General features: G+C 44.6%; 1 protein-coding gene. It reads right to left on the bottom strand.

Annotation, left to right across the window (positions count from 1 at the left end; all coding sequences use genetic code 11):
- Positions 1-140: 140 nt before the first annotated feature.
- Positions 141-1859 (bottom strand): transglutaminase-like domain-containing protein, encoded by a 1719-nt coding sequence (locus ACO6V1_RS23715; RefSeq protein WP_422469029.1) that lies wholly within the window; start codon positions 1857-1859, stop codon positions 141-143.
- Positions 1860-1910: the final 51 nt, after the last annotated feature.

Below are 1910 nucleotides of genomic sequence, written 5' to 3'. Positions count from 1 at the left end.
CACGGAGAGTGAGTTCTAAATGTCGGAATTATTTAAGGACAATTACTTGGCTACTCAGGCTCTATTTGGCTTTTGGATTGCTCTACTATGAACACTGTCTATAGCTCACGAAACATTGGTCTGGAATCCTGAAAGAGCCACTACCTATTTTCGATCTGTGCAAGAAACTCATCTAAAAGAACAAGCAAATCATCCGCCTGAAGAACGACAGCGGAAGGCCGGTTAAAATACTCTTTTAAACGTTTTGGAGGTAATTTTAATTCGGTCATGGGGGCATCTTGCTGATTAGCAGCTGTAAGCAACGGCTCATAGCCAGGCCGCTTTGCCTCAGAATAGATATTATATTGTTGAGTCACCCAAATTGGAGGAGTGGTATCATTCCTGTGATGCGCTGCCAGCCAAATAAAGAATATTTTTCTTATTGCTCCGTTGGTAACACTAACCTTTTCACTTTCACATATTTCGCTAATTACTGGCTTTAAGCCGGATTTTATTTTTTCAGCAATCTTATCGTTCATCGCATTTTTGGACAAAGAAGTACAGTCGAAAATAATAGGTTTGTAGCTTGTAGATTTTGATACGTTCAGGAAAGCCGCCTCGCCGGAAATCAGTTTTTCAGGGATGATAATGCTATTGCCCACAGGCTGGTGGTGGAGTTGTTGATGGATGCAAGGCTGGGATAGTCGCCCCAAAAGGGAGTGGCTCAAGGTCATCGTTTTGAAAAGGTTTATGCAGTACTGTGAAAATCGTGGATTTTCGTATTCAAGAAGGCTATCCGTTCTGGGTCCTGGAGAATAAGACTCAAGCATTCCTTTTACCCGGCTTTTTAACTGACAGGAATCACAGGACCCACAGAGCGTCTGTAGGATGGTCAATAATTCATATTTCAGAAATTGAGGCACCGAGCGGTAAAGGTCACATAGCCAGTTCAAATAGTGCACATCAGGCTCTTGTGCATGTATCAGTCGAAATAATGGTTTCAGTTTATTTTTGATAGTTGTTCTTAAATGGTTTCTGACTGCTGAAAAATTCCAGGCACTTTTCTCTATGATACATTCCCAGTCTTGTATTTTGTCACCAAACAGGCAAAACATTTGTGGCGATAATAGCACCCCCCAATCCTTCGGCAAAACTCTGGAGTATTCAGGTCCTCTGTTGAATGCAGCATAGTTATCTTTAAGTTGGTGCATAATATCAGTCAGCACTGATCTTTTATTGCACGACAGTAATAAATCTTCAAGACGTTCAAGAGACTTCTCAATTTTGTGCCGTAACACAGAGCCTCTTTCCGTTGAATTGATAAATCGGTTGGAAAAGGCATACCCTCTTGTAGCGGGTGGCTTCAGGTCAGAACCACCTGGTTGACCATACTCCCCCCAGTCGGGTTCTGTGATATCTGCTGTAACCCGTCCGCCACCACCGAGTTGGTATTGTCGCCAGGTTTGGCCGCCATCGGGGCTGATCTCAACAAAACGGTGCGAAACATTCACTACTTGCCGGGCAGGAATTCCCCAATAGTGACAGAGCATTTGGAAGATCGCCGCCTTGTGTCGGCAAACCCCTTGTTTCTCCCTGAGCATATTCAGCAACAGCTGGTCATCTTGTCCGGTCACATTTTTGCTGTCGGAAAATGTATCCAGCCAGTCCATCAACGCCCTGAGTCGTTGCGGGATATCCAGGGCCCCATTGATATCACGCAGCTCTTCATAGGCTTTGCAGCTGTTCGTTTCGGAGTAAAAAATCTTTTCTTCCAGGACTTCTACAAGCCGTTGACTGCACAATCCCTCTTGTAATGTCAGACACTCGCCCGGTCTCAGTGGGGTAAAATAGGTTCGCCCGGGGGCAATGATAAAGTCCACCGTTACCGATGATGGTGTGGATGCCTTACTTTTGATTAACAGTTGCCCTGT

Source organism: Endozoicomonas sp. ALC013, assembly GCF_049310205.1.
Lineage (GTDB): Bacteria > Pseudomonadota > Gammaproteobacteria > Pseudomonadales > Endozoicomonadaceae > Endozoicomonas.
The sequence above is the reverse complement of the archived record's forward strand: the minus strand, read 5'-3'. Positions and strand labels throughout refer to the sequence as shown.